Raw genomic sequence first — 23,495 nt, forward strand, 5'->3', positions numbered from 1 at the left:
ATGAAGTTTCACTCAAAAGGTGTCCAGATGTTGAAAGGGAACAGCGGCTATATGCTGCTGATTCCCGCACCGCTCACCGAAGACTTGAACAATATCCGCATTGACGGTGATTACTCTATTGAAATCAAACGTCATTCGGAAAAACGTTCGCTCAACGCTAACTCCTACTGCTGGCTGTTGTGCCAGCGGATAGCCGAAAAGCTGTCCAGCGACGGCCAGTACGTCAGCAAAGAAGAGGTATATCGGGGAGCTATCCAAGATTCTCAAGGATTTACCCCGATATGCGTCCAGAAGAAGCTAGCGGCCAGCGTGTGTAGAGACTGGCGCCACGAACGGGCGCACGGTCCCGAAGCCAAGGCGATGAGAGAAAGGTTTATGGAGATAAGAAGAAATGGAAAGGAAATTCAAGGGAATATGGATTCCTGCCGAGCTATGGAAATCAAAAGAACTTAGCTTGCAAGAGAGGTGCCTGATAGCCGAAATCGACAGCTTTACTGTATTTTTCATGAGCAATAAAGCGTTAGCTGATTTTATGGGCGTGTCTAAACGGCGAGTTCAACAAATCATTATGGGGCTGAATGAAAAAGGAATAGTTGACGTGAATACCATCGAAGACCCGGATACAGGACAAACAATCAAACGAGTAATTCGTGTTAGTGAATCATTCAAACGTTCCCTTTTTGAAACATCTATAAACGATGAGAAACAAAACTGTTTCACCGGGGGCGAAGAAAATTTCACCCCCGGGGGCGAAGAAAATTTCATCCCCGGGGTGAAGAAAATTTCACCCAATATAACAAAGATAGATAACAAAGTTATAGATAATAAAAGAGAGGGGGCGGACAAGCCCACCCCACCCCCTACGAAAACCAAACGGTTCGTGAAGCCCACTTTGGATGAAGTCCAGGCATACTGCCTTGAACGTCAAAACAGCGTGGACCCAGAAAGCTTTATTGACTTCTATGAAAGCAATGGTTGGAAAGTTGGCAAGAATCCCATGAAGGACTGGAAAGCCGCTGTACGTACGTGGGAACGCCGGGATAACAACCGCCCACGGTATAAGACCCGCGACGAACGGCTGCGGGAAGATGACGCGCGGAGAGAAAGGATGTGCAAAGAATATGACGAGCAACACAGCCAATCAAGTTTTGAAGATATTAAGAGGCTCTTATCCGAATGACGCCTGGAAGCTGAGTGGCCAGAATGGCGATGAATTCATTGGCGCGATGATGCTCCAGCTTGAACGCTACAGCGACGGCGACGTCCTGCGGGCCGTAGGCCGTGTAATTGACAGCTCCGACTCCATGCCTAGCGTGACGATGATCAAGAAGGAAATCAAACGCAAGCTGAACGCCGTGCCGGACTACCAGGCACTGCCGGAAGCACCGGTCAATGAAGCCGGGCGCAAGCGCATCCATGACATGATAAGTGGACTCAGAAGCCAGTGGAAGCGGCCGGACAAAGAAAAGAAGCCGCCGTCGCTGGACGACGTGCCGAAAAATATTGTCGAATTCGCCCGCCGGGCCGTTCCCGGAATCCCGGACGAACTGATTGTAAAGAACATCCCAGCCTTCAAAGAAGGGCTGGCCTGCAACATGCGTATGGGTAACGAATATATGCGGTTCTGGCTGGACCCGAACACGGGACTTGTGAGCATGACCATTGTCATAAAGAGAGGAGCAGCAAGATGAGTAAATGCATGGTGTGCGGGGAAGAATTTGAACCGTACTATAAAGCACAGCGCTTGTGCCAGTCCTGCCTCGATAAATTCACGAAGCGCTATTGGGACTGGAATGAATATCGTAAAAAGGGCAACACCCGCCGGCCTACCTGCATCGTGTGCGACAAACCAATGACAAGTGGATTCAGCGTATGCCCGAACTGCCGCGACGCATGGAAGAAGATTTACTATCAAATCATGCGTCCGAAGACGATTATCCAGGCACGTAACCGCATGGCACGGAACCGCGACACAACGGCCTTTGAAAGCCGACCACGAACCGCCCTTGATGACGATATAGCGGCGGCTAGAAAAGCGGGTCTGTCATACGGTGCTTACATGGTCCGCAAGAAAGGACTGATACGATGAACGCTATCAGCCGCGCCCTGGCGAAACAAGACAAGAAGCGCATGGAAGTACGACGCGAAGCCGGGGCCGAAAGCGGTACGGACTGGGCAACGACATTGCTGTTCAGCTGCCTTCATGATAAGTACGGGTTCGGCCGCAACCGATTCGCCGCGATGAACGACATGTGGGAGCATCTCGATGAATTCCAGGAAGGATTCATTTATGACTGGCGCGATGAATTGTGTGAACACGGATTCGACCGTTTCCTCAATGAGCGCATAGCCGAAAAGATGCAGAAAATGATAACCGGCAGAACGCGCGATCTAAAACTCATGGCGAGGACGCGCGACATGGTGGCCGGGGTAGCCATCGTCATATTCTGGACGCTGTACACGAAATACAAATGGCGTGACAAACGCCTCAAAGATTTGCAGAACTACTACAAAGACAAAGTCTACGTACTGACTCATAACGAAGTGCCCATATGGGAATTCATGAAATGCCTCAATGTAGAGTGCAACATAGAGTACCCGGCACTGGAAGCGTATGAGAAGCAGAACGGGCCAGTCGATATATACCACGGAAACCGTGGAGCAAGATAACTTTTACAGAGGTAACAGGAGGAAACAGACATGAAAAAATTGCAGGTAACTATCGAACTCATTGAAGAAATGTTGGGGACGGCGAACAGCGACCCGAAGATTCATGAAGAATTCATCGCGTCGAAAGCACCGGACGCCGCCAGCCGGGAGGAAGAAGTCGAAGCGCTGGGCGTGGAAGCCGTCATCGAAAAGGGCAAGACGATTTTCCCGAAGGAAGACGGTAAGCCGTTCGTCTACTCGTATCAAATCCGCGGATTCTTCAAAGCGGCCGCCGGGTTCTTACAGCGGTGCAAGGGCGAAAAATTCGCCGCACACACGAATAAAATCAAGGCGTATAAGAAAGTCATCGACGGTTGCATCTTTGTCGAACCGCGGAAAATCATGATTGAAATGCCGGAAGGCGCTGAAATCGGTGACTGCCAGCGGCCGTTGAGAGCGCAGACAGCGCAGGGCGAACGCGTGGCGCTGGCAAACAGTGAAACAGTTCCCGCTGGAAGCCAAATGACATTCGTCGTCGAAATTGAAAGCGACCAATATGCTGATGCAGTGCTCGAATGGCTGGCGTTTGGTTGTAAGAACGGTTTAGGACAGTGGCGAAATGCAGGTAAGGGGCGCTACAAGGTAATCGACATCAAAGAAGTCAAGGATGCGGAAAGCGAAGTAGACCGCATTAAGAAAATGCTGAAAGGCTAAGGCCACAGCAAGCGAAGAGAAGCAAAGGCAAAGTACTGTCTTGTTTAGCGTCGCGACGGCATGGAACAGTAATGTTTAGTGAAGCAATGGCGCAGTATCGTGGAGTAAAGCGAGGGCTAAGTAATGCAATGCTAGGGCACAGAGTCGTACAGCGGGGTGAGGCAAGGGCCTTGTATGGCGTCGTAATGATACGCGACGGCAGGGAATAGTTCGGCACCGTGAAGCCCGGTAACGGCAAAGCTCAGTGTGGTGACGCAACGTTCAGTCCAGCAATGGCTAGGTTTTGTATCGCGCAATAACGTTAAGCAAAGGCCGTGTATAGCCAAGAAATGTGACGGCAGAGCAGAACCCGGTTGAGTACAGCAGCGGCATAGCATCGTAGCGTTGAGCAAGGGCAATGCATGGCAATGACTTGTCATGAATCGCGTTGCAATGGTATGGCAATGCATAGCGCTGTTTTACAGGGCCAAGGCATTGTAGAGTTTAGTTTGGCCACGGCTACGTACGGTCTCGTGCCGTCCAGTCATGGAGACGTATAGAAGCGCATTGTGGTGCAAAGGCGACGTTAAGCTGAGCTGATTATAGCAAGGGCAAGGCGAGGCAGTGTGTGGCCGGGTAACGACCCACATTAGAAAAAGGAGATGTAAACAATGAACACAATCACAGTAATCGGCAACATTGGCAAGGACCCGGAAAGCCGGGTAACTGCCAAAGGGACGCCCGTCGTGACGTTCTCGGTAGCAGACAACAAGAAGCTGCCGGGGACAAGCGGCAAAAGCAAAGAAGACTGGACAAGCCAATGGTGGTATTGCACCGCATTTAAAGAGCTGGCAGAAGCTATCGTCCAGGACGTTAAGCGCGGCGATCGCGTAGAGGTAACAGGCAAGATAGATATGCATGAATACACCGCTAAGGACGGCACACAGAAAGTAGCGTATAACTTGCTTGTTAATCGCATTGCGAAGGTTGTACGGCCACTGAGGACCAATAACGGCGGTTTTAGCAATATGGGTAGTGAAGTCGCCGACGAAGAAATCCCATTTTAGTTTAAAACAAAGGGATGGAGACAATGTTGTTTCAAGAACGGTTACGTAAATACCGAGAAGCGGCCGGGTATAAGACCGCTAAAGAATTTGCTATGGCATTGGGAATGCCTTATACATCATACATAGCTTATGAAAACAGACAGCGTGAACCTAAATACGATGTATTGATGGAAATAGCAGATAAATTAGGCGTCGCGATAGACGAATTGTTGGGATACGAGCCACAACAATTGGCAGAAGAGCAAACTGGATTTGATAAAAAGGCTACCGGAGAAAGGATTAAGGAATACAGGGTAGCACGCGGGCTTACACAGCACGATTTAGCAAATCGAGCTAATATCACGCGCATTGCTTTGGGAAATTATGAGAGGGGGCAGCGTATACCGACCATTGATATATTCGCACGTATCGCCATGGCCCTTAATGTATCCATTGATGAATTGATGGGATACCGGCCGGAGCAATCATCCATATGGCATTACGGAATGGCCGACTCGGTCATGACATTTGGAGACAATTTGAAACATTTAAGAGAAAATGCCGGATACAAACAGGCAAAAGACTTTGCAAAGGCCGCTGGTATACCTTATTCCAGCTATGTTACGTATGAACGAGGAAGTTGGCCTAATGAAGCTAATTTAAAAATGATTGCTTCGACTCTCCAAGTATCAATGAATGAGCTGATAGGGTACAGGCTGAATCAATTATCCCCGTTACAGCAGATAAAGCGGGATTTTGAAAGGGCTGGATATGAAGTTAACGAAGAAGGAGAACCATGCGACGGTTATGAAATAACTACGCCTGGTGAAAAATATCCTTTTCGCGTCGAAAACCAGGATGATCTAAAGCAAATCTATCATCAAATTAAGCTTGACGTACTTCGCGCTCAGAAGAAGGTTTGGAAAGATAATATTTACAAGTCCTTACTGAAATACGAAAGAAAACAATATCACGAAAAAGAAAAATATTTCATGTTTTTACAAAAGAAGGAGCAATAAAAATGAAGAACATCACGAAAAAACAGTTTATCGACACGGTAGCACAGCGGAGCGGTAAGACGAAAGGCACTTGCGCCCGTATCGTGGATGAAATGTTGGGTACTATCGCCGACCTCGTAGCGCAGGACTGCAAGATTACGTTTGTCGGGTTCGGCTCATTTGAAAAGAAGTACGTAGCACCTCGCACGGCACGCAACCCCCAGACCGGGGAAATGATAGAAACGACCGGCCACAACAGCATGAAATTCAAGGCTGGTTCGATTCTGAAAGAACGGCTCAATCAGTAAGCGGTGATGCAATGTGACACGCTGCTATTACTGTCATAAGAAACTCACAGGCTACCGGCACTATGTGGTAACGGTAGACGGGAAACTCATGCCGGTATGCGCAGACGACCGGGAATGTCGGCCACGGGCTATTAAATGCCACGGGCCGCGGCCCGGAGTCGCACACCAGGCAAGGAACAAAATGTTAGAAAGGAACAGAAATAAATGATGGACGTTAAAATCAAGAAAATCCTCGACAATTACAGCAAAGATGATGTGAAACTGCCGCTCATCACGGAAGGCAACGCGTGCTATGACTTCTACGCGCCGGCGAAATTCATCATCTATCCCGGTGAACATGGCGTCAAGATTCCGTCGGGACTGGCCTTTGAAATCCCGGACGGCTATTGCATGATGCTCTTCATGCGCTCTAGCTATGGGGCAAAGCGTGAACTGCGACTGTCAAATGCCGTGGGGGTTATCGACAGCTCATACCGCGGAGAGGTCCAGGGACTTTTCGACAATATCGGCGATAAGCCGGAAATCATCGAAAAAGGCGAACGATTCATGCAGGGCAAGTTGGTGCAGAATATCCCGATTTGCTGGAAGGAAGTGCAGACGCTGACAGATACACAGCGCGGTCAAGGCGGATTCGGCAGCACGGGAAGATAGGAGGAAGCAGACATGATAGACGACAAGATGGCCAAGATGGCCATAAACACGATAAGAGCATATTGCGACGGAAAGAAATGTGATGCTTGCGTCATATTCGATGCGTGCCGACAAACGAATGGCGGTTTTCGGTATTCTAATGGCTACGACACCGTGGGAACATTTGAAGACTGGCAGAAGCCATATAAAAAAACGCCGAAGTTTGATGTTGCACTCTATGACAGCCCCCTTTTTTCTAACTACATGGAACAGGTTGCCGAAAAAGAAGCCGGAAAAGTAGGGCTTAATTTTATAAGCGAATTAGATAAGGTTAAATGTTATCCTAACGGAACCATCAAAGTATGGTACAGAGGCGAAGACGGCAAAACGGTTTACAAGGGGAAGGCGAAATGCCACCCGAGGGACGCTTTCAACCCGGAAATCGGGATAAAACTAGCGATGCAAAGAATCGCTGAAAAGGTAAACAAGCCGTTCGTCCCGGCAAAAGAAGAAGTTTATTTTTACGTTGATAGTAAGGATGAAGCTTATAGCACTATTAATCACTGTGATAGCTGTGATGTTTTGTGTATCGCGTTGGGCAACTGCTTTAGGACATACGACCAGGCAAAGAATAATGCAGGCGTCATCATGAAACGCATTGAGAAAGCTACGGAGCTGTTGGAAAAATTACGAGATAAAGGAGATGAGCAACATGATGATTATAGACAATGAACACGATTACCCGAAACCCGGCGAAAAATGGAAGCATTTCAAAGGTCACGTCTATGAAATCATCTGCATTGCAGGAGATACAGAAAGAGACGGGCTGGACGTGGTGTATCGGGATACAGACGGCCCACACCTCATATGGGCGCGGCCGTTGCGTATGTTCATGAGCGAAGTGGACCACAAAAAATACCCAGACGTCACATGGAAATGGCGGTTCCAAAAGGTGGCTGATGCAGATGAATGAAGGTGATTTGATTGTTGAAAATTTTGGAATTATTCGGCGGAATCGGCAGCCCTAGAGTAGCGTTGCGTAATTTAGGGATTCCTGTAAAAGCCATAGATTATGTAGAGATTGATGAAAAAGCAGTGCGCAGCTACAATGCCATGTTTGCGAGCGAACTCCCGTATAAAACGCAGGACGTTCGCGGCTGGAATTTAAAGCCGGATATTCTCATTCACGGCAGCCCTTGCCAGGACTTTTCCATTGCAGGCCGTCAAAAGGGAGCAGACCCCGGAAGCGGCACTCGATCGTCGCTCATGTGGGAAACGCTGAATATCGTCAAAAACATGGGATTGTGGCGACCGAGAATTATAATTTGGGAAAATGTGAAGAATGTAAGAAGCCGCTACATGGTGCATAACCATGAGCGGTACATGATCGAGTTGAAAAAGCTGGGATATACAAGCAACTTTCGGATGCTAGACGCTAGAGACTTTGGCCTGCCACAAGCCAGACAGCGAATATTTACTATATCGGTGTTGGGCGGTCAAGATTTTGACTTTGATGCGCTTGAACGGAAGCCCATGAACCCGATCGCCGATTACCTGGAGAACGGCCCGGTAGACGACTTTTATACCGTCAAAGCACCCAGTATGTTGCGGGCAATCGGGAAAACAGGGACTGTACGCCGCCTGCCGATTATTAAAGATTACTGCTACACAATCACGGAGCGCCCAGACAGAGCGCCGGGAAGTGGTTGCCTCCCTATAGGTAATGGCAAATACAGATACTTGACGGAAAGAGAATGTTGGCGGCTACAAGGATACAACGACGAGGATTTTGAAGCGGCCGCCGGTGTTAATTCTCGACGAGCGCTGTATAAGCAAGCCGGGAACTCCATCCCTGTACCGATTTTTGAAAGCATATTCAGCGAAATGTTATAGAAAGGAGCAATGCAGGTGAATGATGTACAACACCCGAACCATTACACATGGCGCGGTACGGAATGTACAAAGGCCATTGAAATCATGACCAGCGGGGCGACGGGAGCAGATGCAATGTACATTGGCAATATCGTCAAGTACCTGTACCGCTACCCGGCCAAAGGGACGCCCTTAAAGGACCTCATGAAGGCCCGGCAGTATTTAGACTTTTTGATTACCAGTGAAAAGGAGCATGAAAAACATGAATAAAGTAGAAAAAATCAAACTCGAAGCAACGTTGGCAGCTATTTTGGGTATCAACAGCCCGGACCAGAAGTTCTCTATCACGATAGAAGGCTTCACCTACAAAGACATTACGATGCGGACCCACCTGGCAGACGTGATGCTCATCGTAGCGAAGTCCGCAGTCAACAACGAACCGTTCAAAGTGACGACGGAACACATTATCGACCTCGACCCGGAATACCCGGAAGAAGATCCGGACGACATGGACGATGAAGATGATGATGAAATCATCGAAAACCCGGGACAACACCTCGTCAACTTATTTCTCCGCACTTTCGGAGAAAAGGAATGACACACCGATTCGTCATCCATGGACGACCCATGACTAAGAAAAATTCGCTACAAAAGACGCGCTACGGCCTTGTGCAGGGTAAAGCCTATAGAGACTATGCCAAGGATGCTTTATGGCAGTTAAAAGCCCAAAGAAGGCCCGTTAAGCCTATTGAATGTGCCGTCACGATGACCGCAAAGTATTATATGCCGAACCGCAAGGGCTGGCCCGACCTTTTCGGGCTGGTCCAGGCGACGGCAGATATACTTGAAAGCGCGGGAATCATCGAGGACGACGGCTACATAGCTCAAATAGACGGCTCGATGATTGCGGGTATCGACGCAGACGACCCGCGCGTAGAAATCACTGTAAGCGAAATAACGAACTTGAAATTTCCGCTCTATGAACTACACCCGAAGTTAAAGAAAAAGCTCGTAGAAGGAAATCTAAAACGATTAACTAAGGCTAGAAAGGAGCAACATGAAGCTGAGTAATATACTGACAGTCTACGTCTTCATATTGGATGCATTGGCTATCGCGTTACTGCTGACAGCGAACTGCCTGGCACATAGCCTTATCGCCGTGGGAATCGGGACAATAGGGCTTGTGACTTTGTACCTTGTCGGGATACTCAAAAGCAGCGAAAAAGTTATAGCCAGGATGGAGATATACGTAGGTAAACCAGATCAAGAAGAATGGGAAGACAAGCATGATGACGGAAGGAGCTGACAAGCAATGAACCCACAATGGATTAATTACCGCGCATGGCATAAAGAAAAGCAGCAGATGATGCATGTATCCGAAATCGACTTCCGCAAAGAAAGAATCAAGGGAAGAGCGAAAGACGGTACTATCATCGTTGCAAGGTTCGACGAAGTGGTTCTTATGCCGTGGACGACGTATTACGATGACAGCTATGATGACGTGATGATTTACGAAGGCGACATTGTCAATGTTACCCACAAAGACATGACGCGACGTTTTGTCATAGACGACGAAATGGGAGTATTACTGGCACGTTGCATCGAAGATGAACAGCACCCGTTTGTCAACTTTGACCTAGGGATGCTGTTGGACGACGACGACCATGTTGCAGTGATTGGCAACGTATATGAAAACCAGGAACTATTGGAAACGTAAAGAAAGAGGTGTAACCATGGATAAAAAAAAGATGATCAGCGACATGAGGAAAGTCCTGCTGGACTACTGCATCACCGACTTACGAAGCAATGAAGCTGCTAGGCACGGACATAAAGACGATTACACCGCCCTGGACTATGGCGCATATGTCGGCGCAAAGACAATGGCTGTCACGGTACTGAATCATATTCCAGAATACTGCCAGGATGACAAGAAAAAGATGAAAGAATTCTTCTTTGGCGTATACGAAGAAGCAATGAGCAAAGCCAACCAGCATATCTTTACCAACGAAGATGAGAAAAAATTAGCGAAGTTGGCAATTGAAATGACTGGCCCGCTAAAAGCAGAACTTTGTGCAAAATATAATGAAAACAAACTTATATACGGGCATTGCTGGACATATCGAAGTTCTCCCGACGGGACGAAACATGTCTATTTATGTCCGGCATGGGATGATAAAACGGGGTCATGCATGTTGGATAAGTGAGAATCATATTTATGAAAAAGAGGTGAGAAAAACGGACATTAGCACGAAACATATAGATGAAGTCATTGAACGTGCATATCTTAGTGGCAAAAATCACGTCACGCTGGCTCTAACAGGCGATAGCAACGTAGATAAGGCGTTGACCCGCAAGCTCGACGAAGACGGCTATAAAGTGGCACTCAATGACGATAATATCATGATTAGCTGGGGATTTTAGGAGAAGAGGTGTACAGGATGACCGACGAAGAAAACGCAAAGCTAACAGAGCTGCTAAAAAAGAAGCAAAAAGAATGGTGCAATAAATACTATCAGTACGGCATGGGACATAAATGCTATACAGAAAAGTCATATGGAAATGTATATTGTCCGGCCAATGATAGCGACAACGGTTGTTGCATCGAACTGCTAATTAGTGGTATCAACCGAAGAAGGTAAAACACGTGTAAATCGACACGGTTAAAGGAGCGAAAAATGAGCATGGACGATAAAACCAGGCTATTAAACCTGCTAGAAGCCTTCCGCGTACATATGTGTACTAAGGACCACGCCATGAAGCATTGCGTCAGAGATGGCCAATGCCCTATGGCCTACCCGGCCCGGTTTACCGTAGAAGGCAACGAAATCAGCACGATCAATTATTGCATGATAGAAACAGTTAAAAGAGCTATGAGTAAAAGCATGAATGACAAAGGAGAGATAGAACATGGCTAAATATGTAAAGAAACCTGTAGTTATCGAAGCATATCAGACAGACAAAGAAATGATTATTCACACATTAGAAGGCGACATGAAAGCCGGCGTAGGCGATTACATTATCACAGGTGTACACGGCGAACAGTATCCATGCAAACCGGATATTTTTGAAGAAACGTATGAATCTGTAGAAGATAAGCATGTAAATGAATCTGAAGGCGGCACGCATGAACATGAATGGCCACGAGAAAACAATTTAACCTTTGGTGAAATGCTGGAACATTTAAAACAGGGGCGTGAATGCTACCGGCGAGGATGGAACGGGAAAAATCAGTATATTTTCTTGGGAACGGAAATTAGTTACGTAGACGATACTGGTTACAGAACCAAGAGCTATCATCACACCATGGGTAGCAAAGCGATTGTCTTTGTAGGCACTCAAGGGGAACAGGTTGGTTGGCTTGCAAGCCAGGCGGATATGCTCAGCGATGACTGGGCGGTCAAGCCCACAGGCGAATACAACTGCTGTGGATAAATGACAGGCAGCGCCGGAACATGGCTGGCCCGGCGCTTTCCTGGAAAGGAGGATACATGATAATGACAGCGGAAGAAGCAAGAAAAATAGCAACCCAAAAGCGGTTAGAGGAGATAGAAGCAATTAATCCCTCGTACCAGGCGTGTATTGAAGATATTAATTGGGCCGCTCGTCAAGGGGATTATAGTGTGATTTTTCATGGGGAGTTACAATCACAAGATAAAAAATCACTCAAAGAAAAAGGCTTCAAATTATCGAGATATACAATATTGTTACATGATTATTGTTGCAAAGATGTGTATTACAAAATCAGTTGGGAGAAGCAATATACTTTATGCGAACGCATAAAAAAACTATTGAGTTTTATTTGAAAGGAGAAGTGTATGGACGTAGAGCAAAAATGGCGTGAAGCACAAGCGACACAGCAAAAGCTAAAAGACCAGGAACGGGAAAGGCGGCATAAGCCGATACCGAAAGCCGTCCGCAAGCAGGTATACGAAAAGTACGACGGCCACTGCGCATACTGCGGGCGTCCTATCGCCTACAAAGACATGCAGGTAGACCACATCAAAGCCCACTATCTAGGCGGCGCTGATGAGCTGGATAACTACAATCCTGCCTGCCGCATGTGCAATTTTTACAAAGGTACGATGGATATTGACCATTTTCGTGACCAGCTGAAATTGGTCCGCGAACGACTGCATAAAGTCTATATCTACCGCCTGTCCCTTGCATACGGACTAATAGAAGAAAAAGATAATGACATTGAATTTTACTTTGAAAGGGGTAAACAATGAAAGATTATATCGAACGCATGAAAGACGAAAGTCAGGAACTGGTTGAAAAGTGGGATAAGTTGAATGAATTTCAATGCCGGCACTGCACCCAACTTGATGACACTGAAAACTATTTAATGAGAGAACAGCTAAAAGTAATGGATAAGTATATTCATATCCTCGAAGCCCGTATTGCTCACGCAATATTAAAAGAAGCTGGCAAGTAAGGAGGTGGCAATATGAGCTATATCATAAACCCGTGGTGGTTCTACCTAATTAACATTATTTCCAAGTTTAATCTTTTACTTAATTGTATTTTTGTGATTAGTGTCTTAGTGAGTTTCGGTACTGCCCTTGTGTATTTTTGTGGAGATATGCTAGAAGATACATCAAAAAGAATGGCTAGGTTTTTAAAGATTTCGTTAATCTTTTCGCTTGTTGCAGCCTCGTTGATTGTATTCATCCCAGATGAATCCACCATGAATAAAATGTTGGTTGCTAATACATTAACTAAGCAGAATATAAGTGCTGGCGCCGAATTTACGCAAGACCAAATAGGGGAAATCATCGACAAAATAGCAGACGCGGCCATCAAAGTCAAACAAGCTGAAAATGGTGATAAAACATAAAAGGATAGGTGATATACATGAATTGGTATGCACCCGGAGAAGTAAAGACTCATCAGATGAGCGATGAAGAAAAGCAGCTGTACGCTGAACAACGGCGAAAACGTTATCCGTGGGAAACAAAAGAAAGCAAGCGTGACCTGGACGCGCATCATATCGGCGCGCACCGTTCACCGCTTTTCATGTGGAAAAGGAAGTGACAGGAAATTGAAAGGTGAAGGCAAGCTCATACTGCGTCAAGCGGTATCCATGGTAATTACATTTTGTGTTTGTGTACTGATTTTTTATGTAACAGGAGCGTGGTAAAATGGAAGTCCTATACACGACGACGGAGGCGGCCAGGGATACACTGGCCCTTATCCGCTATAAAGTAGAAGGCAATGACGAGAAATTCAAGGAAACGGCGTTAGCAATCTCCCGAAAGCTGGATTCAGAAGGCAGGTGCGACGCGGCGCTCTTTATCCGCGCGCAATACAATGAGATACCGACGTTCATCCCCATGGAAGGTGGCTATGTACGCCCGTCTAAGGACGCGTACTATTTGGGCATAGCAAAAGCCGTAGCACAGCGCGCAACGTGTCTACGGCGCATCTATGGGGCAGTAATCGTAAATGATGATGAGATAGTCAGCACCGGCTACAATGGAGCGCCGCGGGGACAGCGGAACTGCTGCGATACCGGGAAATGTTACCGTCGTCTGCATCAAGTGCCCCATGGGCAGATGGTAGAGCGTTGTGTGGCTGTACATGCCGAAGAGAATGCGATCATATCAGCCAGCCGCCGGGAAATGCAAGGCGCTACCCTGTACCTATGGGGCCTGGACGTTGAATCTGGGAAAGAGCTGCCGAACCCGGAACCATGTTTACAGTGCTGGCGACGCATCCACAACGCCGGGATAGTCAGAGTCGTAACGATTGGAGGGGATGCACATGCACCACAATCAGCGCGCCGCGATTGACTCCACGACGCGACATATAGAACTTATGTTTTACCGGGAAAAGGAAATCAAGAGGGCCGTACGGCTGGCCAGGGAGAACGTCACGGGCGGTCATAGTGGCGGCGGAAACGGGCACGCATTTGTATCAGATCCGACAGCCCTGGAAGGCATACGGCTGGCAACGGAGCTAAAACAAGTCACACTGAGCGACGGCGTCGTCATCAAGCGCCCGGAACGATGGCTTAGACTCGTGGACGGGGTATACGAAGCCCTGGACGACATTTCCCGGCGTGTAGCTACCTGCAAATACCGCCGCCGGGAATCGTGGAAATCAACGACAGTGGAATTCGGGATTGACCGAAATACCTACTATACGATAGTCAACGACGTGCGGACGCTGGCGAAAATGGGGGCGTGCCAGCTGGGCCTTATCCGCGTGATATAAAAAAGAAGGGCGACTCATTACGAGCCGTCCTTCTTTTATTTATTCCATTCCGCGACGCCCAACTTAGCTGTCCGCTGGGGCCGTTCGTCTCGGTGGTCAATCCACCACGACGCGCTGGCATGACCGCCGTACCAGGTCAAACATTTATCTGCCTCTTCTCCGGGATGACGGGCCAGCCATTCGCGGGCGGCCGCCATCTTTTCTTTGCGGATACTTTCAGCCCACCGGATTTGCTTTTCGCTGCCAGTAAGAGCTGGAAGTCCGTCCGCCTTAGCCTGTTTAGCCGCGGTTGTGGCTTCTTCCTGCCGGACCTTTTCGTAGCAGTCGGGGCAGACTGCATAATTTTCGTACCAGGCAATCTTCTTTTCTCTTTCAGCGGCCGTACCGTAGATCTGGACGGTCCCTGTATGTCCACAAGAATAAGTTACATCGTATTTCATGAGAATCCCTCCTCCTAACGCATCCGGACGTCGGCAAAGTCGTCGTCTTCCAGCCAACAGTGCTGTTGACCACACGGGCCGACTACGTGGTCCGCCCGGTCGCGCCAGTTTTCATCCCGGAAACCGCAAGCTTCCGGGTACGGGCAGTCTGAGCAACCCGTCATGTTTTGTAACTTTTGATTAAAATCATCAATTGCCTTGTTATACTTCTCCATATATTCGGTTAACATAATATCTCCTCCCTACTGCTATTATAAGTCCTTGATATAGTTCACAATCATTGCCACTTCTGTGCCGTCCGATAATTGGAGACGAAGCAACGCTCTTAAAACCGCTAAATCCATTTTGTAATTAATGTAGCAGTTTTCCGAATCCTGCGATCCTGGTTCAGCTAACCGCCATTCGCGGTAGTTGTATTTGAGCGATTCAATTTCGCTCGAAATTCTTTCTTGTAATTCTTCGCCGCTAATAGTGTAGGTGTTTTCCTTTAACATTGTCATGGTGTTTTCTCCTTTCTGTAACTGCATTTCTTTTGTTGTCTACATAATATCACGAGTTTAACCGCTTGTCAACAATAAAAATAGAGTTAATTAAAATATTTTAAAAGTTATTGACATTTAAGAAACGGTTATATATACTATAGATAACAGAAAGGGAGTGCATATAATGACGAAAGAAGAATTTAAGATTATGTGGAAAAAGTGGCTTGTCGAAATTGGCAAGTCGGAAACAGAACTTTGCAGAGAGCTGGGACTCAAACAGCAGACTTTCAACGCTAAGACCAGGAACGCAACGATAAAATACGTTGAACTGGATGACATTGTAAATCAGTTTGGATATACGGTGGAAATCAGAAAAAAGATAAATAACCCTTAAAATACAGTTGACAACAAGTAAAAATATGTTATAATATAATCAGAAAGAGGGCAGGAAGCCCCAGGGAGTAGAAGGGAGACGGGATTATGAAAAGATTTACTTATGAAAAAGATGGTAAGCAGTGGTCTTGGTGGAACAGCGACGACAAATACTATTGCACGAACTCCATGGGAGAAGGCGTATTTGAAATCGCCCGTGGAAATCGGAAACAGCTGACAGGAACTTGCCAATTCTCTGTTGCTGGGCTGAAAGATAGCTCAGCGAAGAAAAAGATTCTTGGGTTTATGAAAGACAAATTTGGGTGTTGGGATGATTAAAGGAGGAGACGGAAATTATGACAGCAAAAGAAGAAGTAAAGCGCGAACTAGAACGTAGAATCGCCTCGAGAGAAGAAACAAAGAAGAGAATTGAAGAAAACGCATATTTCCTTGAATCGTTATTCCGTCGACTCAAAAGTGGAGAAGACGTTGTGAATTTAACCTGATTCTGCAAGAAGTCTCCCGCCTCTTTAGGCGGTGAGATGAATTGTAGGTTTTTCTGCGGGTTCGATGCCCTCAGAAAAACAATGGCTTCACAAGTTGCTTTGCAGTATAATCAGTAGTAAGAGTGAAAGAATTTGGAAAGTCAAGGCAGGCGATGGTAATGAATAAGGCATACCGATACAGAATCTATCCGACAACGGAACAGAAAATGATGTTTGCCAAGACCTTTGGGTGTGTCCGATTCATCTACAACAAGATGCTGAGTGACCGCCTTGCCTATTATAAGGAAACCGGCCAAAAGCTACATAACACGCCTGCGCAGTACAAGGAAGAATTTCCTTGGCTAAAGGAAGTAGATAGTTTAGCCCTTGCCAATGCCCAAATAAACCTGAATAAAGCCTACAGCCACTTTTGGAATGACAGCAAGCATTTCGGCAAGCCGCGCTTCAAGTCCAAGAAGAATTGTCGTGCTTCGTATTCCACGAACAACCAGAAAGGTTCTGTCCGAATCGAGGGCCATAAGGTGAAACTGCCGAAAATCGGCTGGGTGAAACTACGCCAGCATCGTCCCTTGCCGGATAACAGTATCATAAAGACTGTAACCATCAGCCAGACGCCATCAGGAAAGTACTATATCAGTATGCTGGTGGAGTATGAAAACCAAATACTCCCTATCATACCGAAAACTTTCCTGGGTCTGGATTTTGCAATGCATGGCTTGTATGTGGCTTCCGATGAGGAGGAGGCTGAGGATCCCGATTTCCTGCGAAAGGCAGAGAAAAGATTGGCGAAGGCGCAGCGGAAGCTATCCCAAAAGCAAAAAGGAAGTCACAACAGAGAAAAACAAAGGCTGCGTGTAGCTATCCTCCATGAGAAAGTAGCCAATCAACGCCGGGATTTCCTGCACAAGAAAGCCCGTTACCTCGCAGACCGCTATGACGCCATTGGTATTGAGGATATCAGCGTCAAAGCGATGGCCAAGCGGAAAAAGGGTGGCAGGTTCAGCTTTGGCAAATCCGTAGCTGACAATGGCTGGAATATATTCACGAACATGCTGAAGTATAAGCTGGCTTGGCAAGGCAAACAGCTTGTCAAGATAGACAAGTGGTATCCAAGCAGTCAGTTGTGCCATGTCTGTGGCTACCAAAACAATGAAACAAAAGACTTGTCTGTAAGGGAATGGGATTGCCCGAAATGTGGCAGTCATCATAACCGCGATAAGAACGCGGCCATCAATATCCGAGAAGAAGTTAGGCGAATATTTGCCTGACGTAATCCATAAAGTACCGTGGGTCGCACGGGAATCTACGCCTGTGGAGAGAGTGTAAGCCGCCGCAACTCTTGGGAGTCAGTGGCGCTGTTCTCGCTGAAGCAGGAAGCTCCCGCCTCTATAGGCGGGAGTACGTTCACCCAGGACAACGAAGAATAGAATAGCGAAGAAAGGCCGATACCATGAGTACCGGCCTTATTTTTTTTGCCATTTTTGCTTATTCTAAGAATAACTGCTATGAAAAACACGTATAATAATAGTGTAAGGTTTTAGCGTAAAGAACTAAAACCACCGGACAACAAACGGCGGCGAGAAGTGCAGTAGATGGCGCTATAGCACTCCGCCGCACACACTGTCCATACATCCTGCTTACACCTCTGTAAAAGGATTTACACACAAACCACATAGACTTGGGCCGCCTTCCTGCTTTGGCGGCTCTTGTCATATAACAGGAGAGAGACATGGAAACATTGAGACTAGCATCTAAACAACAGCGTCTTAGTGCGTTGAATCTCGACGCTATCATACAACGTAAAATCGATGAGGCTACCCGTAGAGGAGCGGCCAGCGTGCAGATCATATTACCCACGGGGTACGATAAAGACGCCGTGGATGACATGATTGACTTTTTGTGCATGTGGCAGTACCGTGTGAAATGGTATCATGCAACGGATTGCCTCGAGATCTCCTGGACGTTGGATGACGTGATGGATAGTAAGAAACAGTAATTAGACATACAGATACATGCAAGGCCTTGTAAAAGTCGCTTATAACGGCATACAGGGCCTTAATTTTTTAAGTATACGGTTAAAAGGTGGTGATACAGTGGCGAAAGGTAAATATCAAGAGTGGTTGACAAAGGAAGGCTTGCTTAGACTACAAGGCTGGGCTAGGGATGGACTTAGCGATGAGCAGATAGCGGCCAACATGGGTATTAACGCATCAACACTGTATAACTGGAAACGTGACCATTTAGAGATTTTAGAGGCCCTAAAAGAAGGGAAGGATGCTGTCGATAGGCAGGTAGAGAACGCGCTGCTTAAATCGGCGTTGGGATACAAATACGACGAAGTTACAGAAGAACGGCGTGACGATGAGCTTGTTGTGACGAAAGTCGTACACAAAGAAGTGCAGCCGAACACAACGGCGCAGATATTTTGGCTAAAGAACCGCAAGCGGCTTGAATGGCGTGACCGCGTAGAAAACGCAATCACCGGCGCGGACGGCGGGGCAGTCAAAGTCGAAACGCTCACCGACGCCGACGTGGACGCACGTATCAAAGAGCTTGAAAGCAAGCTAAAGGGCCTTGACAAGTAATAATTATGCATGTTTGGCTGGCTTAACCCGGGGTTGATAGCATGAAGTCGACAAAAACAACGAATAAAACTAGCAAAAAGAGCTTGAAAGAGAAAGTCGAGCTAATGCGGCTGATGGAGTGGAAGCTATGGAAGAAAGACCCGACGGCCTTCATCAATGACTGCTGCTATACGGTCAATGAAGCGAAGAACGGGGCTGTCGAACATTTCCCGAAGCTTGATTACCTGGCACGCGTAGATCAGATTATTCACGGCGAGCAGGTAGCGGCATTTCCAAAGAGTCGCCGTATGATGATGACGTGGCGGTGCCTGGCGAATCTCCTGCACTATGCCATGTTTGGGAAAAACCTGTCGATATTCGTCCAGTCAAAGAAGTATGATGACTCCGCTTATCTCCTGGGAGACAGCCGTTTCATGTTTTTGTATGAGCATTTACCCAAGACGCACGAATGGCCAGCTGTCGAAAGAAAGACGCGCTCAAAGATGGGATATGACTACATCAAATTCTCGAACGGCGTTGAATTACGAGCCGTCGCAGAAGGTGCCGACCAGCTCCGTCAGTACACCGCATCTGTCGTATACTGCACAGAAATGGCTTTCTGGGACTTTGCACAAGCTACCTGGAACTCACTCCGCCCGACGATTGAAGGCGGCGGGCGTATCTTCATCGACTCGTCTGCCAATCCGGGCTTTTTCTGCCAGCTTGTGACCGGACAGCTCAACGAAGGCGAACCGGAAGAAGAGCAGGAACCGCATGACGTGCTGGAAGGCGTACACGAGTACCGGCGTAATGGCGTGTATGTCGCCAGGATACACTATACCGCGGACCCCTCGAAGCGCTCCGAAGAGTGGAAGACCAACGAACGCAAGGGGACTACCACAGAAGGCTGGGAACGCGAATACGAAATCAACTGGACGGTCAGCGCCGAACCGAAGTATTACCCAGAATTTGACTACAATCGCCATGTAGCCAACGAAGAGCTGCACCCGATTGAAGGGCGGCCGCTCCTGCTGTCCTTTGACTACGGCCTCACCCCGGCGACTATCATTGCACAGACGACAGCAAAAGGGCAGCTTCTTATCTTGTCGGAATTACAGTCCTGGGATTGTGGGATGCTGGCCCATGGCCGTGCCGTGCAAGCAGAATTATCGACGTTTTACAGCGGATACGAGTATACAGCAGTTGGCGACCCGGCAGGCAACCAGCGCGCACAGAGCGACGAAAAGACAGCTAACGAGATACTCCGTGACCGCTACGGCATTATCGTCGAACCGGGCGAACTCACACAAACAGGGCGCAGTGAAGCCGTGCGGTACTATCTCACGACACTTACGCCCGACGGGAAACCCCTCTTACAGCTGGACCCGCGCTGTCAGATGCTCATCGAAGCATTTACGGGCGGCTATCATCGTAAAGTCGTGGCCGGGCGCACACTCGACGAGCCGGAAAAGAACGAGTACAGCCACTTAATGGACTGCCTAGCGTATCTTTGTGCAAAGCTCTACCGGGACAATACCAGCATGGCAGACAAGTGGAAGCGGTTGACCCGTGGCAAGATGCACCGGGCCGGATATATGTAACCGCGTGGAGCGACGCCGCACCGGACAAGGGCGACTCCACGGTAACATGCTTCTTTCTATCATAGGCGGGGCCGACAACCCCGCCACCCATGGCAGTGTAGGTTAAGGAAAACCAGCTACAAGCTATCGCGGTCCAAGCCCGCGCATTGCCCTACAGCCCTATGGAGGGCCTTATCCCAGTTTCGCCAGAAGACTCCTTCCTCTTAGGTAGGGGATGAATGGCGAGTCTGTGGTGTAATATCAATAGCAGTTAGACTTCTGCGTGAACAAAAAAGTATTTTCAATCAACGGCCTTGGAGCCGTTTTCGGAGGAGCACTCCCCCTTGCCGCAGCACGACGCCATAGGCGAATCGCGACGGGTAGAAAAGAAGTGCAAAATGTATCTACCAAAGTAAGCAGAACTTCGATTTCGAGGGACTGTGTAAGGGGCTTTTGGACAGCCCTTTGAGAATAAGGCTATCCTGATTCCAGGAGGAAACTTAAACAGCAACCTTCTCAAGAATCTTCCACTTCTATAAGCGGGAGAGGTTCAATTAGCTATCAAATCGAGGTGATGAGATGGAGGATTTAAACCAGAGCTTATCCGCCGCACAGGACACGGGCGGACTGTTCGGCCGGGATGCTCCGCGGATGAGCGTTACGGATTGGCTGTTACAGCAGGCAGAGCCGGAAGAACAGCCGATATCCCTGGACACGCTCAAAGATGATGAAATCAAGAAGATCATGATGAGTGTCAAAGACGGTATCGACGTTGCAAAGAAGTATTACGAGTCGACGGTAGAGCCGAAACTGATACACCGACGCAAGCTCCGCAACGGGGAACAGGACTTGTACGAAAAGAAGCTGCCGAACCTCTCGAAGAAGAGTAAATTCGTCAGCATGGACTTCAACAACATCATCGAATGGATGAAGCCTAGCTTAGTAGAAGTCTTTATCGGCAACGAATCGCCTGTCACTATCGCAGGCAGTACCATTCAGAACGACGACACGGCAACGAATATACAACACTTAGTCGAATACCAGCTCACCCGCAAGAATAACTATACATCCCTTGTCAACGACGTCATTGACGACGCACTGGGGACAAATTTAGGTGTTGCTAAGGTGTGGTGGAAGCGGGATGAAGACCGTACCCGTTACAAGCTCATGTTCGATGTGAACGACATGCAACAAGCAATGATGCTCACGCAAGCGTCGCTGTCGGGCGAAATCGAGATACAGAAAGTCAAGCAGCTGAAAGACGCACCGGATTTGTATGAAGTCCAATTCGACCACGTCAAAGTCACGGCTAACTATCCGGTTGTCGAGTATGTACCGCCCACGGAATTACGGTTCACACCGGAAGCCAGCACACTCCAAAAGTGCAAATTCGTGGCGCACCGCAAGATTGTAAAAGGCGACTATCTCAAGCGCAAAGAGCAGGACGGAACTTATCAGAACGTCGATGAGGCCCTGGAAGCTGCGGGCGATACGAAGTATACCTCCGCCGACGAGTACATCAACAAAGAGCTGTCCGACGACCACATGCGGCCGAATGATGGTGATAACGCGTCTAAAGACGTCGAGCTGTACGAGTGTTACGTAGACGTGGATTACAACGGCGATGGTATCTACGAGCATTTGATTGTCCATTGCGTCGGCGATACGCCGTTATCTATACAGACCAATGAGTTCGATATTGCTCCGTTTTTCGCGATGGGCAGTGTCCGCGAAAGCCGCAAGATATTCGCCGACATGGCCCTGGCAGAGCAGGTAGAAGGCTTGCAGGACTTAAAGACGGCGCTTATCAAGCAGATTGTCATCAACGTAGCGAAGAACAACGACCAGCAGAAATTCATCGACTACACGGCGGTAATGGATATGGACGCCCTGCTTCACGGTGACGAATACGTCCCGATTAAGGGCGACCCGAACGCGGCCATTGCAAACCCGCCGCCGGCGAATATCTCACCGCTCACGATGGACCTTGTCAACTACGCCGAGAGCGAACTGGAAAACCGTACCGGCAGTACGAAGTACAACCAGGGCTTAGACGCCAACAGTCTCAACAGCACGGCCACGGGTATCACGGCCATTCTGGGGCAGGCAGATAAGCGTATACGACTTATCGCACGGTTATTTGCAGAAAACTGGATAGTCCCCATGATTCGCTTCCTTATCCTGCTCAACAAGAAGTACGGCGAACCGGTGCAGACCTTCCGTTTCAAGGACGAGGAAGTCTCTATCAAGAGTGAAGACCTCGATATTGACTATGACCTCATCATCAACGTCGGCAACGGCGCGGGAACGAAAGAAGCACGGATACAGAGCTATATGATGCTCCTCAGCAACGTATACCCGGTATTATCGCAGGCAGGCGTAGCGACCCCCAAGAGCTATTACGCCGCCGGTACGGCGCTCCTCGAAGAAATGGGCCTCAAGAATACGCAGGGCATTTTACTGGACCCGGATTCGCAGGAAGCCCAGCAGATGCAGGCACAGCAAGCCCAGCAGGCTGTACAGGCCGCACAGGCACAGGAAGCCATGGACTTGCAGAAGCAGCTGACATTGAAGCAGGCCGACTACGAAGGCAAAGCCGCCGTGGCGTCTATTCCGTCTATCCGGGCGAACATGAACGATTTGCCGCTTGACGCGCAGGTAAACATCATCAATACCCGGACGGCAGGAAACACCAGCCCACAGGCGATGATTGAGAAGATCGCACGGGACCAGCTGGCACAGATGACCCAGCAACAAATGCCGCAACAAGCCACACAACCGCAGGCGCCGCAAGAACAGCCGCAACAAGCCACGCCACAAGTTCCACCACAAGGGGGACCCATGAATGGACAATAAGCTGAAATACTTGCTCGATACGATGCGGAGCGGCGATGATGCGGCCCAGAAACGGTACCTTGCAGATTTACTCACGAAGGGCCAGCAGGCAGAGGACCTCAAATCCTTCCTGGACGACTGGCTGAGAATCGAAGAGCAGACCGCACTAAAGGACCTGGACAGCCCCACAAAGTCTGCCGACGACGTGAAACGCGACTACCAGGCCGCTATGAGGCTGTACCACTATATGACAGGAATCATTGAGATTGCAAAGCAAAAGCGCAGCAACCAGAAAGGAGAATAG

41 protein-coding genes are annotated in these 23,495 nt (G+C 48.3%); 38 read left to right on the forward strand and 3 right to left on the reverse strand.

Annotated elements, in window-relative coordinates; translation table 11 throughout:
- From ACE418_RS02935 to ACE418_RS03075, 29 genes are all read left to right on the forward strand, one after another.
- Window positions 1-453, forward strand: a complete 453-nt coding sequence (locus ACE418_RS02935) for a hypothetical protein (RefSeq protein WP_416449198.1) — start codon at window positions 1-3, stop codon at window positions 451-453.
- Window positions 392-1,180 (forward strand): hypothetical protein, encoded by a 789-nt coding sequence (locus tag ACE418_RS02940; RefSeq protein ID WP_416449199.1) that lies wholly within the window; start codon window positions 392-394, stop codon window positions 1,178-1,180. Before ACE418_RS02935 ends, ACE418_RS02940 begins: the two co-directional genes overlap by 62 nt.
- On the forward strand, window positions 1,149-1,691 hold the full coding sequence (locus ACE418_RS02945) for a hypothetical protein (protein WP_416449201.1): 543 nt from the start codon (window positions 1,149-1,151) through the stop codon (window positions 1,689-1,691). Before ACE418_RS02940 ends, ACE418_RS02945 begins: the two co-directional genes overlap by 32 nt.
- On the forward strand, window positions 1,688-2,089 hold the full coding sequence (locus tag ACE418_RS02950) for a hypothetical protein (RefSeq protein ID WP_416449203.1): 402 nt from the start codon (window positions 1,688-1,690) through the stop codon (window positions 2,087-2,089). Before ACE418_RS02945 ends, ACE418_RS02950 begins: the two co-directional genes overlap by 4 nt.
- On the forward strand, window positions 2,086-2,670 hold the full coding sequence (locus ACE418_RS02955) for a hypothetical protein (RefSeq protein ID WP_416449204.1): 585 nt from the start codon (window positions 2,086-2,088) through the stop codon (window positions 2,668-2,670). Before ACE418_RS02950 ends, ACE418_RS02955 begins: the two co-directional genes overlap by 4 nt.
- 30 nt (window positions 2,671-2,700) lie before the next feature.
- Window positions 2,701-3,363: a hypothetical protein gene (locus ACE418_RS02960; RefSeq protein WP_416449206.1), complete on the forward strand. Its 663-nt coding sequence runs from the start codon at window positions 2,701-2,703 to the stop codon at window positions 3,361-3,363.
- Between the two features lie 650 nt (window positions 3,364-4,013).
- On the forward strand, window positions 4,014-4,409 hold the full coding sequence (locus ACE418_RS02965) for a single-stranded DNA-binding protein (protein ID WP_416449207.1): 396 nt from the start codon (window positions 4,014-4,016) through the stop codon (window positions 4,407-4,409).
- Window positions 4,410-4,432: 23 nt separating this feature from the next.
- The gene (locus ACE418_RS02970; protein WP_416449209.1) at window positions 4,433-5,407 is read left to right on the forward strand and encodes a helix-turn-helix domain-containing protein; all 975 of its coding nucleotides are present in this window, start codon (window positions 4,433-4,435) and stop codon (window positions 5,405-5,407) included.
- A gap of 2 nt (window positions 5,408-5,409) precedes the next feature.
- A complete protein-coding gene (locus tag ACE418_RS02975; protein WP_416449211.1) occupies window positions 5,410-5,694 on the forward strand; it encodes an HU family DNA-binding protein in 285 nt (94 codons plus the stop codon).
- A gap of 204 nt (window positions 5,695-5,898) precedes the next feature.
- A complete protein-coding gene (locus tag ACE418_RS02980) occupies window positions 5,899-6,345 on the forward strand; it encodes a dUTP diphosphatase (RefSeq protein ID WP_416449212.1) in 447 nt (148 codons plus the stop codon).
- A 12-nt stretch (window positions 6,346-6,357) separates the two neighbouring features.
- Window positions 6,358-7,056: a hypothetical protein gene (locus ACE418_RS02985; RefSeq protein WP_416449214.1), complete on the forward strand. Its 699-nt coding sequence runs from the start codon at window positions 6,358-6,360 to the stop codon at window positions 7,054-7,056.
- Complete coding sequence (locus tag ACE418_RS02990; protein WP_416449215.1) at window positions 7,037-7,297, forward strand: DUF1653 domain-containing protein; 261 nt, start codon at window positions 7,037-7,039, stop codon at window positions 7,295-7,297. Before ACE418_RS02985 ends, ACE418_RS02990 begins: the two co-directional genes overlap by 20 nt.
- Window positions 7,298-7,311: 14 nt before the next feature.
- On the forward strand, window positions 7,312-8,217 hold the full coding sequence (locus ACE418_RS02995; RefSeq protein WP_416449217.1) for a DNA cytosine methyltransferase: 906 nt from the start codon (window positions 7,312-7,314) through the stop codon (window positions 8,215-8,217).
- A gap of 9 nt (window positions 8,218-8,226) precedes the next feature.
- Window positions 8,227-8,466, forward strand: coding sequence for a DUF3310 domain-containing protein (locus ACE418_RS03000; protein WP_416449218.1), 240 nt, complete (start codon window positions 8,227-8,229; stop codon window positions 8,464-8,466).
- Entirely contained in the window at window positions 8,459-8,794 is a 336-nt protein-coding gene (locus ACE418_RS03005; RefSeq protein WP_416449219.1) for a hypothetical protein, read from the forward strand. Before ACE418_RS03000 ends, ACE418_RS03005 begins: the two co-directional genes overlap by 8 nt.
- A 29-nt stretch (window positions 8,795-8,823) precedes the next feature.
- Window positions 8,824-9,267, forward strand: coding sequence for a RusA family crossover junction endodeoxyribonuclease (locus ACE418_RS03010; RefSeq protein WP_416449221.1), 444 nt, complete (start codon window positions 8,824-8,826; stop codon window positions 9,265-9,267).
- On the forward strand, window positions 9,254-9,502 hold the full coding sequence (locus ACE418_RS03015; RefSeq protein WP_416449222.1) for a hypothetical protein: 249 nt from the start codon (window positions 9,254-9,256) through the stop codon (window positions 9,500-9,502). Before ACE418_RS03010 ends, ACE418_RS03015 begins: the two co-directional genes overlap by 14 nt.
- Window positions 9,503-9,508: 6 nt before the next feature.
- Window positions 9,509-9,913: a YopX family protein gene (locus tag ACE418_RS03020; RefSeq protein WP_416449223.1), complete on the forward strand. Its 405-nt coding sequence runs from the start codon at window positions 9,509-9,511 to the stop codon at window positions 9,911-9,913.
- 16 nt (window positions 9,914-9,929) lie between these two features.
- Window positions 9,930-10,400, forward strand: coding sequence for a hypothetical protein (locus tag ACE418_RS03025; protein WP_416449225.1), 471 nt, complete (start codon window positions 9,930-9,932; stop codon window positions 10,398-10,400).
- A 234-nt stretch (window positions 10,401-10,634) separates the two neighbouring features.
- Window positions 10,635-10,835 (forward strand): hypothetical protein, encoded by a 201-nt coding sequence (locus ACE418_RS03030; RefSeq protein WP_416449226.1) that lies wholly within the window; start codon window positions 10,635-10,637, stop codon window positions 10,833-10,835.
- A gap of 42 nt (window positions 10,836-10,877) precedes the next feature.
- Complete coding sequence (locus ACE418_RS03035; RefSeq protein ID WP_416449227.1) at window positions 10,878-11,111, forward strand: hypothetical protein; 234 nt, start codon at window positions 10,878-10,880, stop codon at window positions 11,109-11,111.
- Window positions 11,104-11,628, forward strand: coding sequence for a DUF2829 domain-containing protein (locus ACE418_RS03040; RefSeq protein ID WP_416449228.1), 525 nt, complete (start codon window positions 11,104-11,106; stop codon window positions 11,626-11,628). The genes ACE418_RS03035 and ACE418_RS03040 overlap by 8 nt, the downstream gene beginning before the upstream one ends.
- Before the next feature lie 62 nt (window positions 11,629-11,690).
- Window positions 11,691-11,999 (forward strand): hypothetical protein, encoded by a 309-nt coding sequence (locus tag ACE418_RS03045; RefSeq protein ID WP_416449229.1) that lies wholly within the window; start codon window positions 11,691-11,693, stop codon window positions 11,997-11,999.
- Window positions 12,000-12,011: 12 nt separating this feature from the next.
- Window positions 12,012-12,425 carry an HNH endonuclease gene (locus tag ACE418_RS03050; RefSeq protein ID WP_416449230.1) on the forward strand — a complete coding sequence of 138 codons (414 nt, stop codon included), beginning with the start codon at window positions 12,012-12,014 and terminating at the stop codon, window positions 12,423-12,425.
- Complete coding sequence (locus ACE418_RS03055) at window positions 12,422-12,631, forward strand: crAss001_48 related protein (RefSeq protein WP_416449232.1); 210 nt, start codon at window positions 12,422-12,424, stop codon at window positions 12,629-12,631. Before ACE418_RS03050 ends, ACE418_RS03055 begins: the two co-directional genes overlap by 4 nt.
- Before the next feature lie 12 nt (window positions 12,632-12,643).
- On the forward strand, window positions 12,644-13,033 hold the full coding sequence (locus tag ACE418_RS03060) for a hypothetical protein (RefSeq protein WP_416449233.1): 390 nt from the start codon (window positions 12,644-12,646) through the stop codon (window positions 13,031-13,033).
- Between the two features lie 17 nt (window positions 13,034-13,050).
- Window positions 13,051-13,230, forward strand: coding sequence for a hypothetical protein (locus ACE418_RS03065; protein ID WP_416449235.1), 180 nt, complete (start codon window positions 13,051-13,053; stop codon window positions 13,228-13,230).
- A gap of 299 nt (window positions 13,231-13,529) precedes the next feature.
- Window positions 13,530-13,988: a deoxycytidylate deaminase gene (locus tag ACE418_RS03070; RefSeq protein ID WP_416449310.1), complete on the forward strand. Its 459-nt coding sequence runs from the start codon at window positions 13,530-13,532 to the stop codon at window positions 13,986-13,988.
- On the forward strand, window positions 13,960-14,412 hold the full coding sequence (locus ACE418_RS03075; protein WP_416449312.1) for a hypothetical protein: 453 nt from the start codon (window positions 13,960-13,962) through the stop codon (window positions 14,410-14,412). The genes ACE418_RS03070 and ACE418_RS03075 overlap by 29 nt, the downstream gene beginning before the upstream one ends.
- A 35-nt stretch (window positions 14,413-14,447) precedes the next feature.
- Here ACE418_RS03075 and ACE418_RS03080 read toward each other — a convergent pair whose 3' ends face one another.
- The 3 genes from ACE418_RS03080 to ACE418_RS03090 all read right to left on the reverse strand — a co-directional run bounded on the left by ACE418_RS03080 (window position 14,448) and on the right by ACE418_RS03090 (window position 15,352).
- Window positions 14,448-14,852, reverse strand: a complete 405-nt coding sequence (locus ACE418_RS03080; RefSeq protein ID WP_416449236.1) for a hypothetical protein — start codon at window positions 14,850-14,852, stop codon at window positions 14,448-14,450.
- 14 nt (window positions 14,853-14,866) lie between these two features.
- Window positions 14,867-15,016: a hypothetical protein gene (locus ACE418_RS03085; protein ID WP_416449237.1), complete on the reverse strand. Its 150-nt coding sequence runs from the start codon at window positions 15,014-15,016 to the stop codon at window positions 14,867-14,869.
- 87 nt (window positions 15,017-15,103) lie between these two features.
- Window positions 15,104-15,352, reverse strand: a complete 249-nt coding sequence (locus tag ACE418_RS03090; RefSeq protein ID WP_416449239.1) for a hypothetical protein — start codon at window positions 15,350-15,352, stop codon at window positions 15,104-15,106.
- A gap of 166 nt (window positions 15,353-15,518) precedes the next feature.
- Here ACE418_RS03090 and ACE418_RS03095 point away from each other — a divergent pair, with 166 nt between their 5' ends.
- From ACE418_RS03095 to ACE418_RS03135, 9 genes are all read left to right on the forward strand, one after another.
- Entirely contained in the window at window positions 15,519-15,728 is a 210-nt protein-coding gene (locus ACE418_RS03095; RefSeq protein WP_416449240.1) for a hypothetical protein, read from the forward strand.
- An 86-nt stretch (window positions 15,729-15,814) separates the two neighbouring features.
- Window positions 15,815-16,045: a hypothetical protein gene (locus ACE418_RS03100; RefSeq protein ID WP_416449242.1), complete on the forward strand. Its 231-nt coding sequence runs from the start codon at window positions 15,815-15,817 to the stop codon at window positions 16,043-16,045.
- A 17-nt stretch (window positions 16,046-16,062) separates the two neighbouring features.
- Window positions 16,063-16,212 carry a hypothetical protein gene (locus tag ACE418_RS03105; RefSeq protein WP_416449243.1) on the forward strand — a complete coding sequence of 50 codons (150 nt, stop codon included), beginning with the start codon at window positions 16,063-16,065 and terminating at the stop codon, window positions 16,210-16,212.
- Between the two features lie 158 nt (window positions 16,213-16,370).
- Complete coding sequence (locus ACE418_RS03110) at window positions 16,371-17,480, forward strand: RNA-guided endonuclease TnpB family protein (protein ID WP_416449311.1); 1,110 nt, start codon at window positions 16,371-16,373, stop codon at window positions 17,478-17,480.
- Window positions 17,481-17,941: 461 nt separating this feature from the next.
- On the forward strand, window positions 17,942-18,208 hold the full coding sequence (locus ACE418_RS03115) for a hypothetical protein (RefSeq protein WP_416449244.1): 267 nt from the start codon (window positions 17,942-17,944) through the stop codon (window positions 18,206-18,208).
- 16 nt (window positions 18,209-18,224) lie between these two features.
- Entirely contained in the window at window positions 18,225-18,797 is a 573-nt protein-coding gene (locus tag ACE418_RS03120; protein WP_416449245.1) for a transposase, read from the forward strand.
- 113 nt (window positions 18,798-18,910) lie between these two features.
- Window positions 18,911-20,377 carry a hypothetical protein gene (locus tag ACE418_RS03125; protein WP_416449246.1) on the forward strand — a complete coding sequence of 489 codons (1,467 nt, stop codon included), beginning with the start codon at window positions 18,911-18,913 and terminating at the stop codon, window positions 20,375-20,377.
- 558 nt (window positions 20,378-20,935) lie between these two features.
- The gene (locus ACE418_RS03130; protein WP_416449248.1) at window positions 20,936-23,212 is read left to right on the forward strand and encodes a portal protein; all 2,277 of its coding nucleotides are present in this window, start codon (window positions 20,936-20,938) and stop codon (window positions 23,210-23,212) included.
- Window positions 23,202-23,495: a hypothetical protein gene (locus ACE418_RS03135; protein WP_416449250.1), complete on the forward strand. Its 294-nt coding sequence runs from the start codon at window positions 23,202-23,204 to the stop codon at window positions 23,493-23,495. Before ACE418_RS03130 ends, ACE418_RS03135 begins: the two co-directional genes overlap by 11 nt.

This window comes from Megasphaera jansseni (assembly GCF_047974155.1).
Lineage (GTDB): Bacteria > Bacillota > Negativicutes > Veillonellales > Megasphaeraceae > Megasphaera.

Coding starts and splice junctions, on each gene's coding strand:
- ACE418_RS02935 (WP_416449198.1), top strand. CDS start 1: ATGAAGTTTCACTCAAAAGGTGTCCAGATGTTGAAAGGGAACAGCGGC.
- ACE418_RS02940 (WP_416449199.1), top strand. CDS start 392: ATGGAAAGGAAATTCAAGGGAATATGGATTCCTGCCGAGCTATGGAAA.
- ACE418_RS02950 (WP_416449203.1), top strand. CDS start 1,688: ATGAGTAAATGCATGGTGTGCGGGGAAGAATTTGAACCGTACTATAAA.
- ACE418_RS02955 (WP_416449204.1), top strand. CDS start 2,086: ATGAACGCTATCAGCCGCGCCCTGGCGAAACAAGACAAGAAGCGCATG.
- ACE418_RS02960 (WP_416449206.1), top strand. CDS start 2,701: ATGAAAAAATTGCAGGTAACTATCGAACTCATTGAAGAAATGTTGGGG.
- ACE418_RS02965 (WP_416449207.1), top strand. CDS start 4,014: ATGAACACAATCACAGTAATCGGCAACATTGGCAAGGACCCGGAAAGC.
- ACE418_RS02970 (WP_416449209.1), top strand. CDS start 4,433: ATGTTGTTTCAAGAACGGTTACGTAAATACCGAGAAGCGGCCGGGTAT.
- ACE418_RS02975 (WP_416449211.1), top strand. CDS start 5,410: ATGAAGAACATCACGAAAAAACAGTTTATCGACACGGTAGCACAGCGG.
- ACE418_RS02980 (WP_416449212.1), top strand. CDS start 5,899: ATGATGGACGTTAAAATCAAGAAAATCCTCGACAATTACAGCAAAGAT.
- ACE418_RS02985 (WP_416449214.1), top strand. CDS start 6,358: ATGATAGACGACAAGATGGCCAAGATGGCCATAAACACGATAAGAGCA.
- ACE418_RS02990 (WP_416449215.1), top strand. CDS start 7,037: ATGATGATTATAGACAATGAACACGATTACCCGAAACCCGGCGAAAAA.
- ACE418_RS03000 (WP_416449218.1), top strand. CDS start 8,227: ATGCAGGTGAATGATGTACAACACCCGAACCATTACACATGGCGCGGT.
- ACE418_RS03005 (WP_416449219.1), top strand. CDS start 8,459: ATGAATAAAGTAGAAAAAATCAAACTCGAAGCAACGTTGGCAGCTATT.
- ACE418_RS03010 (WP_416449221.1), top strand. CDS start 8,824: ATGACTAAGAAAAATTCGCTACAAAAGACGCGCTACGGCCTTGTGCAG.
- ACE418_RS03015 (WP_416449222.1), top strand. CDS start 9,254: ATGAAGCTGAGTAATATACTGACAGTCTACGTCTTCATATTGGATGCA.
- ACE418_RS03020 (WP_416449223.1), top strand. CDS start 9,509: ATGAACCCACAATGGATTAATTACCGCGCATGGCATAAAGAAAAGCAG.
- ACE418_RS03025 (WP_416449225.1), top strand. CDS start 9,930: ATGGATAAAAAAAAGATGATCAGCGACATGAGGAAAGTCCTGCTGGAC.
- ACE418_RS03030 (WP_416449226.1), top strand. CDS start 10,635: ATGACCGACGAAGAAAACGCAAAGCTAACAGAGCTGCTAAAAAAGAAG.
- ACE418_RS03035 (WP_416449227.1), top strand. CDS start 10,878: ATGGACGATAAAACCAGGCTATTAAACCTGCTAGAAGCCTTCCGCGTA.
- ACE418_RS03040 (WP_416449228.1), top strand. CDS start 11,104: ATGGCTAAATATGTAAAGAAACCTGTAGTTATCGAAGCATATCAGACA.
- ACE418_RS03045 (WP_416449229.1), top strand. CDS start 11,691: ATGACAGCGGAAGAAGCAAGAAAAATAGCAACCCAAAAGCGGTTAGAG.
- ACE418_RS03050 (WP_416449230.1), top strand. CDS start 12,012: ATGGACGTAGAGCAAAAATGGCGTGAAGCACAAGCGACACAGCAAAAG.
- ACE418_RS03055 (WP_416449232.1), top strand. CDS start 12,422: ATGAAAGATTATATCGAACGCATGAAAGACGAAAGTCAGGAACTGGTT.
- ACE418_RS03060 (WP_416449233.1), top strand. CDS start 12,644: ATGAGCTATATCATAAACCCGTGGTGGTTCTACCTAATTAACATTATT.
- ACE418_RS03065 (WP_416449235.1), top strand. CDS start 13,051: ATGAATTGGTATGCACCCGGAGAAGTAAAGACTCATCAGATGAGCGAT.
- ACE418_RS03070 (WP_416449310.1), top strand. CDS start 13,530: ATGGAAGGTGGCTATGTACGCCCGTCTAAGGACGCGTACTATTTGGGC.
- ACE418_RS03075 (WP_416449312.1), top strand. CDS start 13,960: ATGCACCACAATCAGCGCGCCGCGATTGACTCCACGACGCGACATATA.
- ACE418_RS03080 (WP_416449236.1), bottom strand. CDS start 14,852: ATGAAATACGATGTAACTTATTCTTGTGGACATACAGGGACCGTCCAG.
- ACE418_RS03085 (WP_416449237.1), bottom strand. CDS start 15,016: ATGACGGGTTGCTCAGACTGCCCGTACCCGGAAGCTTGCGGTTTCCGG.
- ACE418_RS03090 (WP_416449239.1), bottom strand. CDS start 15,352: ATGACAATGTTAAAGGAAAACACCTACACTATTAGCGGCGAAGAATTA.
- ACE418_RS03095 (WP_416449240.1), top strand. CDS start 15,519: ATGACGAAAGAAGAATTTAAGATTATGTGGAAAAAGTGGCTTGTCGAA.
- ACE418_RS03100 (WP_416449242.1), top strand. CDS start 15,815: ATGAAAAGATTTACTTATGAAAAAGATGGTAAGCAGTGGTCTTGGTGG.
- ACE418_RS03105 (WP_416449243.1), top strand. CDS start 16,063: ATGACAGCAAAAGAAGAAGTAAAGCGCGAACTAGAACGTAGAATCGCC.
- ACE418_RS03110 (WP_416449311.1), top strand. CDS start 16,371: ATGAATAAGGCATACCGATACAGAATCTATCCGACAACGGAACAGAAA.
- ACE418_RS03115 (WP_416449244.1), top strand. CDS start 17,942: ATGGAAACATTGAGACTAGCATCTAAACAACAGCGTCTTAGTGCGTTG.
- ACE418_RS03120 (WP_416449245.1), top strand. CDS start 18,225: ATGCAAGGCCTTGTAAAAGTCGCTTATAACGGCATACAGGGCCTTAAT.
- ACE418_RS03125 (WP_416449246.1), top strand. CDS start 18,911: ATGGAGTGGAAGCTATGGAAGAAAGACCCGACGGCCTTCATCAATGAC.
- ACE418_RS03130 (WP_416449248.1), top strand. CDS start 20,936: ATGGAGGATTTAAACCAGAGCTTATCCGCCGCACAGGACACGGGCGGA.
- ACE418_RS03135 (WP_416449250.1), top strand. CDS start 23,202: ATGGACAATAAGCTGAAATACTTGCTCGATACGATGCGGAGCGGCGAT.